This is a genomic window from Pseudomonas sp. PA-1-3F (assembly GCF_021609665.1).
In the GTDB taxonomy this organism is placed as follows: Bacteria; Pseudomonadota; Gammaproteobacteria; order Pseudomonadales; family Pseudomonadaceae; genus Aquipseudomonas; species Aquipseudomonas paracarnis.
Map to the genome: position 1 here is coordinate 24319 of NZ_WJZD01000003.1, position 19635 is coordinate 43953.

At 61.2% G+C, this 19635-nt stretch carries 19 protein-coding genes and 1 pseudogene; 6 read left to right on the top strand and 14 right to left on the bottom strand.

From position 1 onward, the window contains the following. Window positions 1-105: 105 nt before the first annotated feature. The 4 genes and pseudogenes from GIV26_RS02485 to GIV26_RS02500 form a co-directional block, all read left to right on the top strand. Window positions 106-264 (top strand): annotated as a pseudogene (locus GIV26_RS02485) (transaldolase family protein); the annotation flags it as partial. A gap of 62 nt (window positions 265-326) precedes the next feature. Continuing rightward, window positions 327-1322, top strand: coding sequence for a GlxA family transcriptional regulator (locus GIV26_RS02490; RefSeq protein ID WP_034127747.1), 996 nt, complete (start codon window positions 327-329; stop codon window positions 1320-1322). Between the two features lie 111 nt (window positions 1323-1433). Beyond that, window positions 1434-2633 carry an NAD(P)/FAD-dependent oxidoreductase gene (locus GIV26_RS02495; protein WP_236279435.1) on the top strand — a complete coding sequence of 400 codons (1200 nt, stop codon included), beginning with the start codon at window positions 1434-1436 and terminating at the stop codon, window positions 2631-2633. A gap of 365 nt (window positions 2634-2998) precedes the next feature. Further along, on the top strand, window positions 2999-3256 hold the full coding sequence (locus tag GIV26_RS02500; RefSeq protein WP_236279504.1) for a hypothetical protein: 258 nt from the start codon (window positions 2999-3001) through the stop codon (window positions 3254-3256). 64 nt (window positions 3257-3320) lie between these two features. Here GIV26_RS02500 and GIV26_RS02505 read toward each other — a convergent pair whose 3' ends face one another. From GIV26_RS02505 to GIV26_RS02520, 4 genes are all read right to left on the bottom strand, one after another. Continuing rightward, window positions 3321-3881 (bottom strand): hypothetical protein, encoded by a 561-nt coding sequence (locus GIV26_RS02505; protein WP_181124837.1) that lies wholly within the window; start codon window positions 3879-3881, stop codon window positions 3321-3323. 22 nt (window positions 3882-3903) lie between these two features. Next, window positions 3904-5091, bottom strand: a complete 1188-nt coding sequence (locus GIV26_RS02510) for a sugar transporter (RefSeq protein WP_054917142.1) — start codon at window positions 5089-5091, stop codon at window positions 3904-3906. A gap of 112 nt (window positions 5092-5203) precedes the next feature. Next, window positions 5204-5566: a type 1 fimbrial protein gene (locus tag GIV26_RS02515; protein WP_034127749.1), complete on the bottom strand. Its 363-nt coding sequence runs from the start codon at window positions 5564-5566 to the stop codon at window positions 5204-5206. An 87-nt stretch (window positions 5567-5653) separates the two neighbouring features. Further along, the gene (locus tag GIV26_RS02520; RefSeq protein WP_236279436.1) at window positions 5654-6652 is read right to left on the bottom strand and encodes a bile acid:sodium symporter family protein; all 999 of its coding nucleotides are present in this window, start codon (window positions 6650-6652) and stop codon (window positions 5654-5656) included. Between the two features lie 85 nt (window positions 6653-6737). Between GIV26_RS02520 and GIV26_RS02525 the strand changes: the two genes are divergently transcribed. Then, window positions 6738-7526, top strand: coding sequence for an AraC family transcriptional regulator (locus tag GIV26_RS02525; protein ID WP_032896737.1), 789 nt, complete (start codon window positions 6738-6740; stop codon window positions 7524-7526). Between the two features lie 92 nt (window positions 7527-7618). After that, on the top strand, window positions 7619-8050 hold the full coding sequence (locus GIV26_RS02530) for a hypothetical protein (protein ID WP_236279437.1): 432 nt from the start codon (window positions 7619-7621) through the stop codon (window positions 8048-8050). 286 nt (window positions 8051-8336) lie between these two features. Here the strand turns inward: GIV26_RS02530 and GIV26_RS02535 are convergent, their stop codons facing one another. From GIV26_RS02535 to GIV26_RS02580, 10 genes are all read right to left on the bottom strand, one after another. Next, entirely contained in the window at window positions 8337-9581 is a 1245-nt protein-coding gene (locus tag GIV26_RS02535) for a zinc-dependent alcohol dehydrogenase (RefSeq protein WP_236279438.1), read from the bottom strand. Between the two features lie 84 nt (window positions 9582-9665). Continuing rightward, window positions 9666-10784, bottom strand: a complete 1119-nt coding sequence (locus GIV26_RS02540; RefSeq protein WP_186527153.1) for a carboxylate-amine ligase — start codon at window positions 10782-10784, stop codon at window positions 9666-9668. 7 nt (window positions 10785-10791) lie between these two features. Then, window positions 10792-11736, bottom strand: a complete 945-nt coding sequence (locus GIV26_RS02545) for a methyltransferase (RefSeq protein WP_236279439.1) — start codon at window positions 11734-11736, stop codon at window positions 10792-10794. Between the two features lie 11 nt (window positions 11737-11747). Next, the gene (locus GIV26_RS02550) at window positions 11748-13127 is read right to left on the bottom strand and encodes an iron-containing redox enzyme family protein (protein WP_236279440.1); all 1380 of its coding nucleotides are present in this window, start codon (window positions 13125-13127) and stop codon (window positions 11748-11750) included. A gap of 295 nt (window positions 13128-13422) precedes the next feature. Continuing rightward, a complete protein-coding gene (locus tag GIV26_RS02555) occupies window positions 13423-15165 on the bottom strand; it encodes an ABC transporter substrate-binding protein (RefSeq protein WP_003192009.1) in 1743 nt (580 codons plus the stop codon). A 179-nt stretch (window positions 15166-15344) separates the two neighbouring features. After that, window positions 15345-15617 carry a DUF2160 domain-containing protein gene (locus GIV26_RS02560; protein ID WP_014718862.1) on the bottom strand — a complete coding sequence of 91 codons (273 nt, stop codon included), beginning with the start codon at window positions 15615-15617 and terminating at the stop codon, window positions 15345-15347. Window positions 15618-15628: 11 nt separating this feature from the next. Further along, window positions 15629-16429 carry a carbohydrate ABC transporter permease gene (locus tag GIV26_RS02565; RefSeq protein WP_003192012.1) on the bottom strand — a complete coding sequence of 267 codons (801 nt, stop codon included), beginning with the start codon at window positions 16427-16429 and terminating at the stop codon, window positions 15629-15631. Window positions 16430-16439: 10 nt separating this feature from the next. Beyond that, window positions 16440-17306, bottom strand: coding sequence for a carbohydrate ABC transporter permease (locus GIV26_RS02570; RefSeq protein ID WP_003192014.1), 867 nt, complete (start codon window positions 17304-17306; stop codon window positions 16440-16442). Further along, on the bottom strand, window positions 17303-18400 hold the full coding sequence (locus GIV26_RS02575) for an ABC transporter ATP-binding protein (protein WP_054898271.1): 1098 nt from the start codon (window positions 18398-18400) through the stop codon (window positions 17303-17305). Before GIV26_RS02575 ends, GIV26_RS02570 begins: the two co-directional genes overlap by 4 nt. After that, window positions 18400-19494, bottom strand: coding sequence for an ABC transporter ATP-binding protein (locus tag GIV26_RS02580; protein ID WP_014718865.1), 1095 nt, complete (start codon window positions 19492-19494; stop codon window positions 18400-18402). Before GIV26_RS02580 ends, GIV26_RS02575 begins: the two co-directional genes overlap by 1 nt. Window positions 19495-19635: the final 141 nt, after the last annotated feature.

The following is a 19635-nucleotide window of genomic DNA, read 5'->3' on the forward strand; positions in this document are numbered from 1 at the left end:
CCTCTCTGTGGATGCCAAGGCGGCCCGGAGCTGACAGCCTCAGGGTAAACAAGGTGCGCGGGACATGGTAAAACAGCGCCGTGCCCTTTTCCGGAGAACGCGGCGATGACGTCCAAACTTGAACAACTCAAGCCATTCACCACTGTGGTCTGCGACACCGGCAATCTGGAAGCCATCAGCCGCCTGCGGCCCGTGGGCGCCACCACCAACCCGTCGCTGCTGCTCAAGGCCTGCGCCATCCCGGAATACGCTGAGCGATTGCGTGCCGAAGGGATCCGACAGTTTGCGCGGGATCAGGAAAAACTGGAAAAGCTGCTGGCCAGCGCATGACTGCACTCTCTGCTTTGGCCCAACCCCGCACGTTGGTGTTCCTGACCTACCCGCACATGGGCTTGCTCGACCTGACTGGCGCCCAGACGGTGTTCTGGGCCGCGACCAAGGCCATGGCCGAGCGCGGTTTGCAAGGTTATGTGTTGCACAACGCCAGCCTGGCGGGCGGGCTGATGCCGACCGCCGAGGGCTTGAGCGTCGACACCGTCGCCTTGGCACAGTTTGACCCCGCTGCCATCGACACCCTGGTGGTACCCGGCGCGCCGGCCATTGAGCAAGCCATGCTGGAAAATACCGCGCTGGTGGACTGGTTGCGCAACGCCTCCGGCCAGGCGCGACGGACCGCCTCGGTGTGCAGCGGCACGTTTTTGCTGGCGCTGGCGGGCTTGCTGGAGGGGCGCCGCGCGGCAACGCATTGGGCCATGTGCGAGCTGCTCAAGCAACGTTTCCCGAGCATCGAGGTGGACGTGGACGCGATCTTCGTGCAGCAAGGCCAGGTGTGGACCTCGGCGGGCGTCAGCGCCGGGATCGACCTGGCGCTCGCGCTGGTGGAGGCTGACTGCGGGCGCGAAGTGGCGCTGCAAGTGGCACGCGAATTGGTGGTGTTCCTCAAGCGCCCCGGTGGCCAGGCGCAGTTCAGCCAGGTGCTGCAAGCGCAAACCGCCGACAGCGCCAGCTTTGATGCGCTGCATGCGTGGATCAGCGACAACCTGCGCGACAGCGACCTCAGCGTCGAGCGCCTGGCCGCGCAGAGCCATATGAGCCCACGCAACTTTGCCCGGGTCTATAAGCAAAAAACCGGTCGCACCCCGGCCAAGGCCATCGAACTGTTTCGCATGGAAGCGGCGCGCCGCATGCTCGAAGACTCCCAGCGCAGCATCGACCAGATCGCCGGGCTTTGCGGGTTTGGCGATGAGGAACGCATGCGCTGCACCTTCCACCGCCACCTGGCCATCTCACCCCGCGACTACCGCGAGCGCTTTTCCCGCTAGGCCGGCAGAGGTGGCAGTCATCCAGGGTTATATGTCCTTTCGGACAGGCCCTGCTGCTTTTACAGTGATCCGGCAATGCCTTGCGGCTTATCTGGTCTCTGGAGCAACCCCATGAAACAACACATTCTGATCATTGGCGCCGGGTTCGGTGGCGTGTGGAGCGCCTTGAGCGCGGCTCGGCTACTGGATAAACACGACCGCAACGATGTGCGCATCAGCCTGCTCGCACCCCAAGCGGAGCTGCGTATCCGCCCGCGGTTCTACGAGCCCGATGTACATACCATGCTGGCCCCGCTTGATGCGCTGTTCGACGCTGTGGGCGTGACCTTTGTGCAAGGCGCCGCCGACAGCATCGACGCCACTAATAAGCAAGTGACCTACCGCAACGCGGCCGGCATCCCGGCCACCCTCGCCTACGATCGCCTGGTAGTGGCCGCCGGCAGCCGCTTGAACCGCCCCGGCATGGACGGCATCGAGCATGTGTTCGATGTGGATCAGATCGAAGACGCGGCGCACCTTGAAGCCCATATCAACGCCCTGAAAAACCTGCCCGACAGCCCGGCCCGCAATACCGTGGTGGTGGCCGGCGGCGGCTTCACCGGTATCGAGACCGCCACCGAAATGCCGGCGCGCCTGCGTGGCGCACTGGGTGAGACGGCCAACATCCGTGTGATCGTGGTCGACCGCGGGCCGCAGATTGCCGCGTCTATGGGCGATGGCATACGCCCATCGATCATCGAAGCCAGCCAGGCACTGGGGCTTGAATGGGTACTGAACACCTCGGTCGCCTCGGTGGATGCCGGTGGCGTGACCCTGGCGGATGGGCAGCGGATTGAATCGAGCACCGTGATCTGGACCATCGGCTTTCGCGCCAACCCCCTGACCGAACAGATTGAGGGCACCCGCGATGCCCAGGGCCGCCTGCACGTGGACGCCCACCTCAAGGTCAAGGGCCAGGCTGCCATCTTCGCCGCTGGCGACGTGGCCTACGCCGCCACAGACGCGCTGGGCAACTTCGCTGCCATGTCCTGCCAGCACGCCATCGCCCTGGGCCGCTACGCCGGCAACAACGTCGCCGCCGATCTGATCGGCGTGGCCCCCATGGCCTACAGCCAACCCAAATACGTGACCTGCCTCGACCTCGGCGCCTGGGGCGCGGTGTACACCGAAGGCTGGGACCGTCAGCTCAAGCTGGTGGGCCAGGAAGCCAAGGAACTCAAACAGCAGATCAATAGCGTGTGGATCTATCCACCGGCAGCGGATAGAAAGGTGGCGTTGGCGGCGGCGGATCCGTTGATCCCGGTGGCGTAGAACTTCGCGTTGCTCACTACAATGACAGGATGTGAACGGTCCATTTTTTTGATGTCATCCACTTCCCGGTTGCGATGGAGCATCGCGCAGGCTACTCTTTCAACTCGCAGCAAGTGCTGCGATTGGACTTGGCGGTCCGACCAGATATAGGCGCAACGGCGCCCCCAACACGATTGCAGGCGCTTTTTTTGCGCCCGTGATTTCGTGCAATGGCGGGTTGCGCAGGGACTTCTTCGGAAGTGCCGGGTCCTATATCCCCGGTCCGCCAACCTTGCGTAATCCGCCACCCTAATTCTGCTTGGCGGCAGAAGGTGACGGCTCACTTAGATATAGGAGCAAGAACCATGACCTCATCTGATCGGTATATGCCCATAACGGGCCCCGATTACACCATACCTACACTGCTAATCGATACTCAGGCGCCGCTTGATGCTTTGCATGACGCAGCAGTTTTTCGTATTCGGGCAGTCACTCAAGTTCTGGAAAACCTGGCACTTCGCGATGAAATCAGCAGCGATACCGTGGTGCTGCAGGACTTCGCGTCGCTGTTGAGTATTCCATTGCGGGACGGCTGCGATTTACTGGATGTGATCGGGCGTAGGCTAAGGGCAAGGATGTCGTAACCGAAAACAGGCGACCTTACGGTCGCCCTCTATAAACTCAGCAAATCAGCAAAGCCGCATTTATTCAGCGTACCTTGTGATAGTTGGCCAAAGCATCCATATAGGCTGCTTTAACTGTCAGGCCTACAGTATCCAATACCTTCGCGTTAAGGGCAGCAAGCTTGTCACCTATCAAGCTTTGCCCCGCCTGCTTCAACTTGAGCCGGGAATGCCCGGCATATTTCGTGCCGGCGATATCCACCGTCAGGCTAACCTCACAGGCGTAATAGTCAGGAGAGTTCCAAGTCTTGACGAAGACTCTGTCGATCTCGACGCTGGTTTTGAGTGTCGAAGAGGGAGAAACGCCCACCGCACGCTTGGTGAAATCGGTCCAGTCGTCAACAGGAACGTTGGCGAACCCCTCGTAAAGGCCGACATTGTAATTAGCAGCATGCCAAACAAGCTTGCTCGACTCCTTGCAGCGCGTACACTTTTCAGCGCCAGTCACTTGCACGATGTCGGCCTGTACAACACTACTTTTGATTGCCGCCAACTCGGCCTCCGTCGAGTACGCCGCGAAGTGCAACTGGTTGGTAACGCAACCACTGAGCCCTAACAGAACACATGCAACGATCAAGTACTTCATCAATCACCAATCCCTGTGAAATTCATTTATTAAGCGGCACACCCTGCCCAAACCGCCGAATCGCCAGGCAATACCCCACCAACGCCAGCCCCGCCAGCAAACCGCCCGCCGCGCCGATCCAGGCGAAGCCGAAGTGGCTGCCCACCCAGCTGCCCATCAACGCGCCGCCGCCGATGCCGATGTTGTAGATCCCGGAAAACATCGCCATGGCCACATCGGTGGCGTCCGGTGCCAGCACCAGCACCTTGGACTGCATGGCCAGGCCAAACCCCATGATCGCCATGCCCCAGAAAATGCTCAGCCCCACCAGGTAAGACTCGGCGCCGCTCAACGGCAGCATCAGCGCCAGGCACGCGGCGAGGATAGACACTGCGCCGATCACGAACAGGTGGGGATTGAAGCGATGCACCAGGCTGAACAACAACGAGCCGATGATGCCAGCACCACCGAACACCAGCAGGATCAGGGTCACGGCACTGCCGCCCAGGCCGGCGACGCCTTCGACGAAGGGTTCGATGTAGCTGTAGGCGGTGAATTGCGCAGTGACGGTCATTGCGGTCAGCACATAGAGCGCCACCAGCGCCGGGCGCTTGAACAGCAGCGGCAGGCTGCGCAGGGAGCCGGAGTTCTGGCTGGGCAGCAGCGGCAAGGTGCGCGCCAGCCAGAACACCAGGGCGGCGGCGAACGCGGCGATCACCAGAAAGGTGGTACGCCAGCCCATGGCCTCGCCCAACAGACGGCCTAACGGAATGCCCAGTACCATCGCCAGGGACGTGCCGGTGGCCAGCAAACCAAGGGCCTGAACCTGCTTGCCCTCTGGCGCCAGGCGTACAGCCAGCGAAGCCGTGATCGACCAGAACAACGCATGGGCCAGGGCGATGCCGACCCGACTGACCATCAGCAAGCCGAAGCTGGTGGCCACGCTGGAGAGAATATGGCTGGCGATAAACAGACCGAACAGCACAATCAACAATTTTCGCCGTTCGACGTTGCGGGTCAGCAGCATCACCGGCAGCGAGGTCAGCGACACGATCCACGCATAAATGGTGAGCATCAGGCCGACGCTGGCCACGGGCATGTCAAAGCTGGCGCCGATGGCGCTGAGCAGCCCGACGGGGACGAATTCGGTGGTATTGAACACAAACGCGGCCAGCGCGAGGGCGATGACCGGTTGCCAGTTGGCTTGTGGGGTTGCGGCTGAAAGGCTCATTGACGGGCGGGGTACTCTGACGATGATCAAGCGGCCACCCAGGACAAGCGCCGCCGCCGAGCATTCTATAGGTTTCTCGCACCGCTGTTGCTGCGGATCGTCGCCCCAGGGTTTATGGCGAGGTCATGGTAATCACGTAATTGCCCGACTGAATCAGCTTGCCGGCGCGGTCTACCAGCACGTAACGCTGATCGTAATAGCGCCCCTCGCCGGTGTCCGCTACCAGCCGCACATGGGGTGCGTCGACGCTGACCACCGGCGCGACACTGCGCACCTCGATTCGGCTGCCACGACTGGATTGGGCGCAACCGCGCAGTTCCATTACCGAGCCGCTGCGCGCATTTGTCGCACACCCTGACTCGACAATCGCGCCGCTGAACCTGATGGTGCCCTGCCCCACGGTCTGGGCGGCGCCGCAGGTACTTGCCCACAGGCCCAGGAGGCCAGTCATTACCGCAACACGACGAACGTTCATGCCGACACTCCTTCTTGGGTTAGTTAAGAAGTAAGTCGTCGGCACGCCGGTTAACTTGAGCTTATTTACCCGCGAATGAGAGGTGCATCACGGATCCACCTGTCCCATCAATTCAGGAATGCTCTCCGGCCGCTGGGCATAGCGTTGGGCCAACGCCGCGCAGACCATCAACTGGATCTGGTGAAACAGCATCAACGGCAAAATCAACACGCCCATGCTCGCCCCGGCAAACAGCACCTGGGCCATGGGGACGCCGGTGGCCAGGCTTTTCTTCGAGCCGCAGAACAGGATGGTGATGCGGTCTTCCTGGTTAAAGCCAAACGCCTTGCCCAGCAGCGTAGACGCCACCAATACCAGGGCCAGCAGCACGCAGCAAGCCACCACCAAGCCGCCCAATTCCCACAGCGGGGTCTGGTGCCAGATGCCTTCGTTGACCGCCTCGCTGAAAGCCCCGTAGACCACCAGCAGAATCGAACCTTGATCGACGAACTTGAGCCAGGCTTTGTTACGCCCGACCCAGCCCCCAATCCAGCGGCTGGCGACTTGCCCGGCAATGAACGGCAGCAACAACTGCACGCTGATTTTGACAATCGCATCGACTGTGGACCCGCCATCCCCATGCACGTTGAGCAGCAGCGCTACCAGCAGGGGCGTCAGGAAGATGCCGAACAGGCTGGACGCCGCCGCGCTGCAGATGGCCGCCGGGATATTGCCGCGGGCCAGGGAGGTAAAGGCAATCGCCGATTGCACAGTGGCCGGCAAGGCGCAGAGGTAGAGCATGCCCATGTACAGCTCGTTGCCGATCAACGGCGACAGCACTGGCTTGAGCGCCAGGCCCAGCAACGGAAACAGTACGAAGGTCAGGCTGAACACCAGCAGATGCAAACGCCAGTGGCCGGCACCGGCGACGATAGCCTTGCGCGACAGCTTGGCGCCGTGCAGGAAAAACAGCAGCGCGATGGCCAGGTTGGTGACCCAGCCGAACGCCACGGCGGTCTGGCCGCTGGCGGGCAGCAGTGAGGCGAGGATCACCGTGGCGATCAGGGTGAGGGTGAAGTTGTCGGGGAGAAACCGGGGCCGGGTCATAAGCAATTCTTCCAGGGGTTGCCAAAAGCGTCGCGACGACTCTAACGTAACCACCTGTTACCGACTAACGCCAATGAGCCAGTAAATGCCGCCTAAAGGACATGAAAAAGCCGTTCGCCGCAGTGTCCCAGGGCTTTCCAGCCTGCCGAGGCCGGTGTACGGGCGTACTGAATCCTTGCCCAACCGTGCGCTGACGCGACGCCACAGCCACCCGTGGGTGCAGCTGTCCTACGCGATTTCCGGGGTGCTGGAGATCCAGACCAGCGTCGGTCGTTTCGTCGCGCCACCGCAGCGCGCCGTATGGATTCCGGCAGGTATGCCCCATCGTGTGTTCAGTTCGCCCCATACGGAAATGCGCAGCTTGTACCTCGATTGCAGCGTCACCGCCTGGGCCGCCGAGCGTTGCCAGGTGCTGGAGGTGAGCAGTTTGTTACGCGAGCTGATCCGCAACTTCAGCCAATTGCCGGTGGAATATACCGAGGACGGGCCGGACGGGCGCCTGGCTCAGGTACTGCTCGATCAGCTCGCCGCCGCGCCCCAGGTGGATTTGATGTTGCCGCTGCCTCACGACCCACGGCTGCGGCAGATCTACCGCAGCCTGAACCTGCACCCCGAGCAGCAGACCACCTTGGGCGAGTGGAGCCGCAAACTGGGGGTCAGCGAAAAGACCCTCAGCCGGGTGTTCCTGAGTGACACCGGGCTGACATTCCGCGCGTGGCGCCAGCGCCTGCGCCTGTTGAGCGCCCTGCCCGCCCTGGAACAAGGCGAGCGGGTGACGGATGTGGCATTGGGGTGTGGCTATGAATCGACCTCAGCCTTTATCAATGCATTTCGTCAGCAGTTCGATTCCACCCCCGGTGAGTTCTTCCGCTGACCCTCCCACGACGCAAATAATCCCCAAACCCACGCTCGGCTGGTATTGTGCCGCGCTTTGAAACACAGCAACCGACTGCGAGGAAATGGACGTTGAACACTGACGAAAAAATGACCGGGGACCTGTTCGAGGTTGATAAGCGCCTGTCACTCAAGCCCGTGGTGGACTTCAACGCCTACCTGCGCAGCGCCTTCGGCGACGGCCCTTGCACCTGCGTGCGCTGCACGGTCAACGGCGGCGATGAAAGCGGCTATGAGTTCCAACACACCTTCACCTTCGACGCCAAGCCCCTGCACCGTCGCTTCGCTTCGACGGCGGGCAGTGATGTATTGATGGCGTTGAAGAAGGCATGGTTGTCGTACACCAAGGCCGAGCTGCCGCTCAGTGGTACGTTGGCGCTGGATACGGTCAAGGAGTTTGTCGAGCCACAGTGGCACAAACGCCTGGCGCCGCTGTTTGTCGCCAGCGGGTTGGTCAAAGATGTCGAAGGTGAATTGCGCATCCAGCCGCAAGCCGCAGCCTGACACCGGTTAATGTGGGAAGCACCACTGTCGAAGCAAAGAAGATCCATGGGGGAGCTGGCTTGCCTGCTATAGCGGTAGTGCAGTAACAGGCGCAGTGACTGTCACACCGCCTTCGCAGGCAAGCCAGCTCCCACATTGGTCATGCATCGCCCACAAAATCAGCGTCCGGCACAGATCCCCTGTGGGAGCGGGCTTGCCCGCGAAGGCGGCGTGTCAGTCACTGAATATTCAACTGAACCACCGCTATAGCAGGCAAACCAGCTCCCACATTTTTCCGGTTATTGGCCTAGAAACCGGGAACGCTTTGTACGCGCAACTCAGGGGGCAGTTCGTCCAGCGGCTCGGTCAGCGGCCGGTCGCTCCCACCCGGCAGCAGGATCACCTTGCGGCATTCCTCCTCGGCTTTATCAAACAGCTCATACCCCCGCGCCGCCTGCTCCAGGGGCAGCCTGTGAGTGATGATCGCTTCCGGGTGCAGATGCCCCAGCTCGACGTGCTCCAACAACTCCGGTAAGAACCGCTGCACATGGGTCTGGCCCATCTTGAAGGTCAGGCCCTTGTCGAAAGCATCGCCAAACATGAAGCCATGGATAAACCCGGCATACACCCCGGCAACGCTGACCACACCACCGCGACGTACGGCGGCGATGCACTGGCGCAGCGCCTTGCCGCTGCTGCCCTCGATCTTGAGCGCGGTGAGCAGGGTTTCCGTGGTGCTGCCCTTGGCCTCGAAGCCCACCGCGTCCACCACACCATCGACGCCGCGCATGCCGGCGGTCTGGCGGATGATGGTGTCCGCCGGGTCCTCGTCTTCTTCAAAATTGATCGGGATCACGCCGTACATTTTCTGCGCATAGGCCAAACGATACGGATGGTCGTCGACCATGAAGATCTGCTCGGCACCCAGCATCTGCGCGCATGCCGCACTGAGCAGGCCCACGGGCCCGGCACCATAGATGGCCACGCTGGAGCCTTTGCCGATGCCAGCGTTGGTCACTGCCTGCCAAGCGGTGGGCAGGATATCGGAGAGGAACAGCACCTTCTCATCCGCCAGGGTGCCGGGCACCTTGAACGGCCCGGTATTGGCCTTGGGCACCCGCACCCACTCCGCCTGACCGCCGGGAATACCGCCATACAGGCGGCTGTAGCCAAACAGCGCGGCACCCGGTGGGATGGATTTTTTATTCAGGATCGCGCCGCGCCCATCGTTGGTGGTTTCGCAGGCGGCGAATTGCTGGAGCTGGCAGAAAAAGCAATCGCCACAGGCAATCACGAACGGAATCACCACACGGTCGCCGCGTTGCACGGCGGTGACGGCCGGGCCGGTTTCTTCGACGATGCCCATGAACTCATGGCCGAAGATATCGCCGTGCTCCACGGTCGGGATCTTGCCCCGGTACAGGTGCAGGTCCGAGCCACAGATCGCGGTGGCGGTGACCCGCAGAATGATGTCGTCGGGTTGTTCAATGATCGGATCGGGCACGGTATCCACCTGCACCTTGTGTGCGCCCTGGTAAGTCATCGCTCGCATGCTCTGCGCTCCTGCCGTTGAGGGGTTACTGATTAAGGGCGGAGCAAGACCATCAGTGTTCCATCAACCTCGTTCAAGACCCGATCAATGGTCGCCGCGAGTCTGGGCCAACAGCAGGTCGACTACCTGGCGCAAGCTGGCAAGCGCATCGGCGCCGCTCGCCTGAGCCTGGGCCTGCCAGCGCAACTGCTCGGCCGCGCTGTTGCCGCGTCGCAGCAGCGCCTGCAGGGTATCGAACAGCAGCGGCTCGCCCATGGCCTCTGCGGTGGCGGCAAAGGTCTGCCGGGCGCACTGCAGCCATTGCTCAGCGCTGCCCAGGGTGCCTGCGGCGTCCAACGCGAAGGTGCCAGCGGCACCATAACGCTTGGCCTGCCAGCGATTTTCCTTGAGTAGCCAGCGCGCCTCGGAATTGAACCTGGCGCCAGGGCGCTGCATCGCGCAGGCATGGGCGACCATCACCCGAAACAGCGTGGCGAGGGCCAAGGTGTCCGCCAACCGTGGGCAGGCGTCGGTCATGCGCAGTTCCAGGGTGGGATAGCGTGCCGCTGGGCGGATTCCCCACCAGCCATTGCCATCGGCCTTGATCGCGCCGATGCGCTGTAACATGGCCAGGTAGCGCTGGTACTCGGCCCAATCGCTGAAGTGTTCCGGCACGCCCATGCGGGGCCACTCGTCGCACGCGGCCTGGCGGTAGCTCATGAAGCCGCTGGGCGCGCCGTCCCAGAAGGGGGACGAGCAACTGAGCAGCAGCAACAACGGCAACCACGGCGACACCTGGTTCATCACCGCGATACGGTCCAGCGTTTGCGGCACCTGCACATGCACATGCAGCCCGCACAACACACTGCGCCGCGCTACATATTGAATATCGTCGAACAGGTGCCGGAAATGCGCCTGATCGGTTGGCCGCTGCCCACGCCAATCGGCCAGGGGGTGGCTGCCGGCGCACACCACACCGAGGCCGAACTCAGCCAGGGATTGCGCCAGGTTGCCGCGCACTGCCCGGAAGTAGTCCGCCGCTTCGGCGCTGGAGGTGAACACCGGAGAGGCCGCCTCGATCTGGCCCTGGAACATCTCAAACGAGAAGCCCGCGCCAATCGCTTCGCGACAGGCCGCCAGCACTGCCGCCGAGGGCTCGCCGACCATCTGGCGGCTGTGCAGGTCGGTGATGAAGTATTCCTCTTCAATGCCAAAGGTGAGCATCGGGTATTCAGCGCAATCGGGTGACAGTCAGTGCGACCACGGCGATGCGCTCCACCTGCTCATAGCCTGGTTTTTCCAGTTCTTCACCGAAAACATCCGGGTCCAGTTCGCGGTAGGTCCAGCCGTAGGCGTCGCTGCCCAGCAGCGGCTTGACCGCCTCCACGAAGGGGTCGCTGCCGGCCACCATCGCCACCCCGGTATACAGCAACAGGCTACCGCCCAGGGCCAGGCGCCCGATGGACTCACTGACGATGCGCAGCGACAACTGCTCCCCCAAGGCGCCGCCGCCATGGCGATAGGCGCGCTGGCGGTCATCTTTCATGTACGGCGGGTTAGCGACGATCAGGTCGAATTCGCCCTCCACACTGGCCAGCACGTCACCGTGGTACACGCTGACGTTATTCAGCGCGGCCAGCTCGGCATTCACCGCGGTCATGCGCAGGGCACGGGGGTTGATATCCACCGCCAGCACCTGGGCGTCATGCCGGGCTTTAGCAATCACCAGCGCACCGACGCCGGCGCCACAGCCAATGTCCACAGCGCGCTTGAGCGGCTCGAAACGCTGTTGCAGATAGGCTTCGATCACGTGGGCAAAGCGGTAGCTGTCGGGGCCGAAAAACACCGCGTCCGCCTGGTCGGTGGGATAAGACGAATGGGCGAACAGCAGCTCGTCGAGGCTCGACCATCGCACTGCGCTGCGCCATAGCGCGCCGTGCTTTTCGATCACATCCGCTTGCTGCAATTCTTCACGTAGGGCCTCGGGCAACAGGCCTTGATCGAACGGCATCGACCAACCGAACACATCGCGCAGCGTCATTGCCAGGGGCGTCGCCAGCCGCCGATAGACACGCTCATGGGTCAAGGGCGTTGGCGTGATAAAGCGATAACCACCCTCCTTCAACCCGCGGCCCAAATTCAACAAGGCACGATCAGCCAGTTGTTGCGCAGACATAGGCACATTCCTTAGCGCAGGCGCGCACGCAGTTGGATAAAGCGGCGAGTGGCATACAGCCCGGCAGGCGTGCAGTGACGGCGGGCCGACAGCCACGGGATCAGCGCATTGAGCTGTTGCTCATCGGGCAAGTTGCACAATGACTCCGCCAGGGCCTGGGTATCAGGATCCGCGGGACGATGCTGCTCGCGGGAAAACCGGCTGCCGCGTCCCGGCCGCACGGGCGGCACGCGTTCGCTGGTAACCCATTCACCCGCAATCCAGTCATGGATCAGTTGTTTTTCATAACCGCTGAACACCCCAAACATCGCGGCGCCAGCGCCCTCGATCAATTGCCAGAAGCGACTGTTGGTGGGGTCCTGGTTGTGCTTGATCCAGCCTTTGTCTTCGAGGGCCTTGAGGAAAGCGCCGATCTGCCCAGGCCGGGCCAGCCATTGGTTGACGGTCTGCCCTTCAAAGCGGCAATAGTCCGAATGCATGTGCTGGCCGAAGGCGCGCTTGCGCTCAAGCATCGCCACCACCTCGTCCTGCAAGTTGAATTGTTTGATGATAGACGTGGTACCCAGGCCCAAATCATTCAGACGGTAGCCTGCCGCCACACGGCGATAGAAGTCTGCCCTGCCCTCGCCCAGCGGCAACAGGTTCAGCACCGATTGTGCAGCTTTGCACGCGTGGCCACTGCTGGCGTTGTCGATGGTGACATGCAGCGTGAAGTAATAAGGGTCGATGCCTAGCTCACTGAGTTCATAGGCGGTGATCAACAGGTGCAGCGGCAGTTGCTCGTAACCCAGGTTGAAGCCAATGACCTCCGGCAGGAACTCTTCGGCGCAAACGCCCAGCGCCAGTTGCAGCGCGCCTTGCAGGTAATGGTCATCCTCCAGGCCGGCTTCGCTGTCGGCATCGTGCTCGCTGAGCAACTTGCGGTAGATCACCACATGGTTCTGCGCAGCTTCACCGTCGCCCAATTCTTCCAGGTAAGTGGTGAGCAGGCCGTCGAAGCGCTGGTCTTGCCAATAGCGCAGCAAGCCGTATAGCCAGGCGCCGTCGACCTGTTTGGTCGGCGCCACACACTGCAGGAAATACAACGCATGGGCCTTGTTCTGGAAATACCGTCGTGGCCCCCCTTGCTGGCGCTGCTCAAGGTAGTCGGCATAGGCCTGGGCCACCTCGGCGCAGCGTTGCTCGACCCAGGCCGGCAGCTGTTCGGGCGCCTCAGGCAAGTCGCAGTCGGTGGCCTCTACCAGGGCCAATTGATCGTGCAGGTATTCACGCGCCAGTTCGGTGGCGTCTTGGGTTTCGCCATGCAGCTGTTGGTAGACCCGTTGATGGCGGCCCTGGGCCGAGTCGGTGAGAGAGGCCGGCTGGCCTGACAGCGCTATGAGGAGTGTCATGATGGCAGTTTCCGCAAAGTCCGTTACAACGGGCCTCCCACAAGGTGGCCCCGCAAGAGCGCTCAACATCACGCGCTTCTAAAATGCAGAGCCTCGGGGCGTGCGGAAAATTCAAATGAGGTTGGGTTGGGAGGGATAAGCGGTCGTATGTCAGGGCTCACAAAACCAAAAAATGCCTGTAGGAGCGAGCTTGCTCGCGAAAAACGTCAACGATAACGCGTGCTTCCTGAATAAACGCGGCGTCGGTGAGTTCTTCGCGAGCAAGCTCGCTCCTACAGGGGTTGAGATGGCGCTGTTACTTACGCGCCGCCTCCCACTGCTTGAGCAGGTCGTTGTAGTTCACGGTTTCACCCTTGGGCTTTTCGTTGGCCAGTTTCGGCTTCGGTGCACCCGGCTGGTCGAACCAGTATTGCGCGTCTCGCTCGGGGTTCATTTTCGGGCCGCACACCGGTTGCACCTTGGAGCGTTCCAGGCGCGTCATGATCGCATCCTGCTCCTTGGCCAGGTTGTCCAGCGCCTGTTGCGGGGTCTTCTCGCCGCTGGCCGCTGCGGCGATGTTGCTCCACCACAGTTGCGCCAGGCGCGGGTAGTCCGGCACGTTGGTGCCCGTCGGGGACCACTCGGTGCGGGCCGGGCTGCGGTAGAACTCCACCAGCCCCCCGAGTTTGGGCGCCATGTCGGTCATGGCCTGGGAGTTGATATCGGACTCACGAATCGGCGTCAGGCCAACGATGGTTTTCTTCAGCGACACCGTTTTTGAGGTCACGAACTGCGCGTAGAGCCAGGCCGCGAGTTTCTGCTTTTCGGGGGTGGACTTGAGGAAGGTCCAGGAACCTACGTCCTGATAGCCCTTCTTCATGCCCTTTTCCCAATACGGCCCGACTGGGGACGGTGCCATGCGCCATTTCGGCGTACCGTCGGCATTCACCACCGGCAGGCCCGGTTTGACCATGTCGGCGGTAAACGCGGTGTACCAGAAGATCTGCTGGGCGATGTTGCCCTGGGACGGCACCGGGCCGGATTCGGAGAAGGTCATGCCCGCCGCTTCCGGTGGCGCGTAGGCTTTCATCCAGTCCACGTATTTCTGCGTGGCGAATACTGCCGCCGGGCCGTTGGTGTCGCCGCCGCGGGTGACGCTTGAGCCCACCGGGTGGCAATCCTCTACACGGATGCCCCACTCGTCCACCGGCAAACCGTTGGGCAAGCCTTTGTCGCCACCGCCGGCCATGGAGAACCAGGCATCGGTGAAACGCCAGCCCAGGGACGGGTCTTTCTTGCCGTAGTCCATGTGCCCATAAATGCGCTTGCCGTCGATTTCCTTGACGTCTTCGCTGAAGAACTTGGCGATGTCTTCATAAGCCGACCAGTTCACCGGCACGCCAAGGTCGTAGCCGTATTTCTCCTTGAACTTGGCCTTCAACTCCGGCCGCTCGAACCAGTCGGCGCGGAACCAGTAGAGGTTGGCGAACTGCTGGTCGGGCAACTGGTAGATCTTGCCGTCCGGCGCGGTGGTGAAAGACAGGCCGATAAAGTCCTTGAGGTCCAGGGTGGGCGAGGTGAAATCCTTGCCTTCGTTGGCCATCAGGTCGGTGATGGATTCGGTCTTGCCGTAGCGAAAGTGCGTACCGATCAAGTCGGAATCGTTGACCCAGCCGTCATAGATGTTCTTGTCGGACTGCATCTGGGTTTGCAGCTTCTCCACCACGTCGCCTTCCTGCAGCAGGTCGTGGGTCAGCTTGATGCCGGTGATTTCACTGAAGGCCTTGGCCAGCACCTTGGATTCGTACTCGTGGGTGGTGAGGGTTTCCGACACCACGTTGATCTTCATCCCACGGAACGGCTCCGACGCCTTGATAAACCACTTCAACTCTTCAAGCTGTTGGGCTTCGGTAAGGGTCGAGGGTTTGAACTCGCTGCCGATCCATTTTTTCGCGGCATCTTCATACGCATCGGCCCAGGCCGAAGCGCTCAAACCACTGAGGGCCAGTACGGCGGCCAATGAAATGCTATGTCGCAGCTTATTGTTTTTATTCAACATAGAGACCTCCAGGTTAATTTCAAACGGGGTTTGTAGGAGCGAGCTTGCTGTGGCGAGGGAGCTTGCTCCCGCTGGGCTGCGAAGCGGCCCCAAAATAGATATCCGAGTCGGTTATCGGTTTGGGAGTGCTGCGCACTCCAGCGGGAGCAAGCTCCCTCGCCACACAAGCCCGTGCACAGCTAGCCCCAACGCATCACACTCAACAGCCAAACAAGGGAGAGCGCGGACGCCACCCAGATGCTCCAGTCGGTAACGCCGATCACCAGCAAATGCAGGTAGGCGCTGCCGAGAAGACCGATAAACAAGCGATCGCCACGGGTGGTGCTGATCGGCAGCAAACCGCGCCGCGGGATACTCGGCGAACGTAATTCCCAAGTGGTCATGCCCGCCAGAATCAGGGCAATGCCGCCAAAGAACAGCGCAGTGGGGGTGGTCCAGGCCATCCATTCCATCATCGACTCCTCTAGACCCGGCCCAAGGCAAAGCCCTTGGCCACGTGGTTGCGAACAAACCAGATCACCAGCATGCCCGGCAGGATGGTCAACACCCCCGCCGCTGCCAGCACGCCCCAATCAATGCCGGAAGCCGACACCGTACGGGTCATTACCGCTGCGATGGGTTTGGCGTTGACCGAGGTGAGCGTGCGCGCCAGCAGCAGTTCTACCCAGGAAAACATGAAACAGAAAAACGCCGTGACGCCGATACCGGAGCCGATCAGCGGGATAAAAATCTTCACGAAGAACTTGGGAAAACTATAGCCGTCGATGTAGGCGGTTTCGTCGATTTCCTTGGGTACGCCGGACATGAAGCCTTCAAGGATCCATACCGCCAACGGCACGTTGAACAGGCAATGGGCCAGGGCCACGGCAATGTGCGTGTCGAACAACCCGATGGAGGAATACAGCTGGAAAAACGGCAGCAAAAACACCGCCGGCGGCGCCATGCGGTTGGTCAGCAGCCAGAAGAACAGGTGCTTGTCACCCAGGAAGCGATAGCGCGAGAACGCATACGCCGCCGGTAGCGCCACGCTCAGGGAGATCACCGTGTTCAGGCTCACGTAGTACAGCGAGTTGAGGTAGCCGGTGTACCAGCTCGGGTCGGTGAAGATCACCTTGTAGTTGGCCAGGGTGAAATCCTGCGGAAACAGGGTCAGGCCGCCGAGGATTTCGGTGTTGCTCTTGAAGGACATGTTCAGCAGCCAGTAAATCGGCACCAGCAGGAACAGGATGTAAACGAGTAGTGGAATCAGCTTGCGCTTGCTCATGTTGGCGGCCTCAGCGGTTGGCGTCGGAATGGGTCATGGCGGTGTAGAACAGCCAGGACACCAACAGGATGATCAGGAAGTACACCAGGGAAAACGCCGCCGCCGGGCCCAGGTCGAATTGGCCGACGGCCATTTGAGTAAGCGTCTGGCTCAGGAAAGTGGTGGCATTACCCGGCCCGCCGCCGGTGAGCACGAAGGGTTCGGTGTAGATCATGAAGCTGTCCATGAAGCGCAGCATCACCGCGATCAGCAGCACGCTTTTCATCTTCGGCAACTGGATATGTCGGAACACCGCCCAGGCCGATGCACGATCAATCCGCGCAGCCTGGTAGTACACGTCCGGAATGGCCCTTAAACCTGAGTAGCACAGCAGTGCTACCAGAGAGGTCCAATGCCACACATCCATGACCAGTACGGTGACCCAGGCGTCCATGGTGTTGGCAGCGTAGTTGTAGCTGATGCCCAGGGCGTTGAGGGTCGAGCCCAGCAGGCCGATGTCGGCACGGCCAAAAATCTGCCAGATAGTGCCGACCACGTTCCACGGAATCAGCAAGGGAATGGCGAGGATGATCAGCACCAGCGAGGACCAGCGGCCCTTGGTGGGCATGGTCAGGGCGATGGCGATGCCCAGTGGGATCTCGATCAACAGCACGCAGGCCGAGTAGATGAACTGGCGCAGCAGCGAGTCGTGCAGGCGCGGGTCGAGTAGCACCTGCTTGTACCAGTCGGCTCCGACGAAATAGCGGCTGGATTGGTCGAAAATGTCCTGCACCGAATAGTTGACCACGGTCATCATCGGGATCACTGCACTGAACGCCACCAGCAGGAACACCGGCAGCACCAGCCACCAGGCCTTGTTGTTCTGCACCTTGTTCATGGCGCCACCTCCAGCAAATAATCGTCGGCGTAGAGCATCAGCCATTGCGCGGGGAAGCTGACGGAGGCCTTGCCTTCCGGCACCGGTTTGTCCTCGGCCAGGCGCACCTTGAGGGTGGCGCCATCGAGGTTGAGGGTCATGATCTTGTAGGTGCCGAGGTCTTCCACATGTACGACGTCGGCTTGCAGGGCGTCAGGGTTGTACTCGTCCCACACGTGGATAAATTCCGGACGAATGCCGACCTGGAGCTTTTTATAGTCGGTGGTGTCGAGACGTTGCTGCATCGCTTCGGACAGCGGCAACAGGGTATTGGCGAATCCTACACCGCCAGCCTTGGCCTGCACCTCGATCAGATTCATCCCAGGGCTGCCGATGAAGTAACCGACAAAGGTGTGGCTGGGCCGCTCGAACAATTCACGCGGCGTACCGAACTGCACGATTTGCCCGCCGTACATCACCGCGATCTTGTCGGCGAACGTGGAGGCTTCCAGCTGATCGTGGGTGACGTAGACCATGGTGATATTGAACTGCTCGTGAATCTGCTTGAGCTTGCGCCGCAGTTTCCACTTCAGGTGCGGGTCAATCACCGTCAGCGGCTCATCGAACAGAATGGCCGACACGTCATCGCGCACCAGGCCACGGCCCATGGAGACTTTCTGTTTTTCGTCGGCGGTGAGGTTGCGGGCTTTTTTGCTCAGCAGGTTTTGCAGGTCGAGGACTTCGGCAATTTCCTGCACCTTGCTGTGAATTTTCGCTTCGGCCATGCCCTGGTTGCGCAGTGGGAACGCCAGGTTGTCGAACACCGTCATGGTGTCGTACACCACCGGGAACTGGAACACCTGGGCGATGTTGCGCTTTTCCGGGGTCAAGTCGTTGACCACTTGGGTATCAAACAGCACCTGGCCTTCGGACGGGCTGAGCAGGCCGGAAATGATATTGAGCAGCGTGGACTTGCCGCAGCCTGACGGCCCGAGCAAGGCGTAGGCACCGCCCTGCTCCCACACATGGTTCATTTCCCGAATGGCGTAGTCTTCTGGCCCTGTAGGCGTAGGGCTGTAGCTATGGGCCAGGTTGCGCAAATGGATCTCGGCCATCAGGCAACCCTCGCGACACGGCGTCCGGGGGCCTGGACCAAGCGGCCCTGACCATCGAACACAAACAGTTTATGGGTGGGGATATACACGCGGATCGGCGCGTCGACATCGTATTCATGCACCCCCGGCAGGTGCAGCACCAGCAGGAAATGCTCACTGCGCACATGCAGGAAGGTTTCCGAGCCGCTGATTTCGGCGACTTCCACGGTCACCGCCAGCTCCAGGTCATCATCGTTGCTGGGCACCAGGCTGATATGGCTGGGGCGCACGCCAAAGCGGAATTCGCCTTCGCCGATAGGACGCAGGTCAACATTGAGTGGGAAATGCACGAAATTGGCGAAGCTCACTTCGTTGCCGCTGATGCGCCCTGGCATCAGGTTGATCGGCGGCTCGGAGAACAGCTCAGCGGCGAGGACCGTTTGCGGCTGATGGTAGACCTCGGCGGCCTTGCCGCTCTGAATCACTCGCCCCTCGTGAAGAATGGTGGTGGTGCCACCCAAGGCCAGGGCTTCGTTGGGCTCGGTGGTGGCATATATCGCGATGGTGTGGCGCGCCTTGAACAGTTCGCGCATTTCCTGGCGCAGCTCTTCGCGCAGTTTGTAGTCCAGGTTGACCAGCGGCTCATCGAACAGAATCAGTTCGGCATCTTTCACCAGGGCGCGGGCCATGGCGGTGCGTTGTTGCTGGCCACCGGACAATTCCAGGGGGTGGCGCTGCAGGAATTTCTCGATGCGCAGCATCTTGGCGGTTTCCAGCACCTTGCTCTGGATCACCTCCTGGGACACACCGGCCTGGCGCAACGGCGAGGCGATGTTCTCGAACACGGTCATGGTCGGGTAGTTGATGAACTGCTGGTAGACCATCGACACATTGCGCAGGCGTACCGGCTTTTGCGTGACATCCACACCGTTCATCAGGATGCGACCGCTGTCGGGCTTGTCCAGGCCGGCCATCAGGCGCATCAGGCTGGTCTTGCCGGACAGGGTGCGACCGAGCAGGACGTTGAAAGAACCGGCTTCGAACCGCAGGTTGGCGTCGTCGATCCAGGTTTGGCCGTCGACAACGCGGGAGACATGTTCCAGGGTCAATGACATGACACGACCTTTTTTATTATTGGAATGAATCTGGTGCGTTGTCAGAGCGAGTTTCGTGCCAAAACCGCAAGCGCTTGATGTGTAAGGAGATGGGTGAATCATGATGTTCAGGAGTGAACAATCCGGCTGAACAACTGAACA

Excerpts from the sequence above, each read along its gene's own strand:
- GIV26_RS02490 (WP_034127747.1), top strand. The coding sequence starts at position 327 with ATGACTGCACTCTCTGCTTTGGCCCAACCCCGCACGTTGGTGTTCCTG.
- GIV26_RS02495 (WP_236279435.1), top strand. The coding sequence starts at position 1,434 with ATGAAACAACACATTCTGATCATTGGCGCCGGGTTCGGTGGCGTGTGG.
- GIV26_RS02500 (WP_236279504.1), top strand. The coding sequence starts at position 2,999 with ATGCCCATAACGGGCCCCGATTACACCATACCTACACTGCTAATCGAT.
- GIV26_RS02505 (WP_181124837.1), bottom strand. The coding sequence starts at position 3,881 with ATGAAGTACTTGATCGTTGCATGTGTTCTGTTAGGGCTCAGTGGTTGC.
- GIV26_RS02510 (WP_054917142.1), bottom strand. The coding sequence starts at position 5,091 with ATGAGCCTTTCAGCCGCAACCCCACAAGCCAACTGGCAACCGGTCATC.
- GIV26_RS02515 (WP_034127749.1), bottom strand. The coding sequence starts at position 5,566 with ATGAACGTTCGTCGTGTTGCGGTAATGACTGGCCTCCTGGGCCTGTGG.
- GIV26_RS02520 (WP_236279436.1), bottom strand. The coding sequence starts at position 6,652 with ATGACCCGGCCCCGGTTTCTCCCCGACAACTTCACCCTCACCCTGATC.
- GIV26_RS02525 (WP_032896737.1), top strand. The coding sequence starts at position 6,738 with ATGCCGCCTAAAGGACATGAAAAAGCCGTTCGCCGCAGTGTCCCAGGG.
- GIV26_RS02535 (WP_236279438.1), bottom strand. The coding sequence starts at position 9,581 with ATGCGAGCGATGACTTACCAGGGCGCACACAAGGTGCAGGTGGATACC.
- GIV26_RS02540 (WP_186527153.1), bottom strand. The coding sequence starts at position 10,784 with ATGCTCACCTTTGGCATTGAAGAGGAATACTTCATCACCGACCTGCAC.
- GIV26_RS02545 (WP_236279439.1), bottom strand. The coding sequence starts at position 11,736 with ATGTCTGCGCAACAACTGGCTGATCGTGCCTTGTTGAATTTGGGCCGC.
- GIV26_RS02550 (WP_236279440.1), bottom strand. The coding sequence starts at position 13,127 with ATGACACTCCTCATAGCGCTGTCAGGCCAGCCGGCCTCTCTCACCGAC.
- GIV26_RS02555 (WP_003192009.1), bottom strand. The coding sequence starts at position 15,165 with ATGTTGAATAAAAACAATAAGCTGCGACATAGCATTTCATTGGCCGCC.
- GIV26_RS02560 (WP_014718862.1), bottom strand. The coding sequence starts at position 15,617 with ATGGAATGGATGGCCTGGACCACCCCCACTGCGCTGTTCTTTGGCGGC.
- GIV26_RS02565 (WP_003192012.1), bottom strand. The coding sequence starts at position 16,429 with ATGAGCAAGCGCAAGCTGATTCCACTACTCGTTTACATCCTGTTCCTG.
- GIV26_RS02570 (WP_003192014.1), bottom strand. The coding sequence starts at position 17,306 with ATGAACAAGGTGCAGAACAACAAGGCCTGGTGGCTGGTGCTGCCGGTG.
- GIV26_RS02575 (WP_054898271.1), bottom strand. The coding sequence starts at position 18,400 with ATGGCCGAGATCCATTTGCGCAACCTGGCCCATAGCTACAGCCCTACG.
- GIV26_RS02580 (WP_014718865.1), bottom strand. The coding sequence starts at position 19,494 with ATGTCATTGACCCTGGAACATGTCTCCCGCGTTGTCGACGGCCAAACC.